Origin of the sequence: Roseivivax halodurans JCM 10272 (genome assembly GCF_000521785.1) — a bacterium.
Lineage (GTDB): Bacteria > Pseudomonadota > Alphaproteobacteria > Rhodobacterales > Rhodobacteraceae > Roseivivax > Roseivivax halodurans.
In genome coordinates this window covers 1-390 of the sequence record NZ_JALZ01000143.1, presented here as the reverse complement: position 1 = coordinate 390, position 390 = coordinate 1, and the positions used below count along the sequence as shown (strand labels likewise).

Below are 390 nucleotides of genomic sequence, written 5' to 3'. Positions count from 1 at the left end.
CGAAGAGGCATCGACCCGACGCTCTACGAAGTGGCGGCTCTCGATGGGCGGGTCCGGTGCGGACTTTCCGGTCCATCACCCTTCCGCTGCTGCGCCGCGCGCTCGCGGTCAACACGGTGCTGGTCTCGGTGCAGACCCTGAACACATTCGACAGCATTCTCGCGCTGACCGGCGGCGGGCCCGGCCGCGCGACCGAAGTGCTCGCCCTCTTCACGTTCAACACGGTCTTCTACAATCTTGACCTGGCGGCGGGGTGCGTGCTGGCGCTCCTGCTCTTCGCGATCGGGATGGCGATGACGCTTCTCGTCGGCTGGCTGGGTCGCGGGGCGGAGGGCGAATGACGGGGGAGCGCCGAGCCGATCTGGCAACCTATGCGGCGCTGGCGCTGCT

At 68.2% G+C, this 390-nt stretch carries 1 pseudogene; it reads left to right on the top strand.

What is annotated here, in order from left to right:
* Window positions 1-341, top strand: a pseudogene (locus OCH239_RS21530) (sugar ABC transporter permease); the annotation flags it as partial.
* Window positions 342-390: the final 49 nt, after the last annotated feature.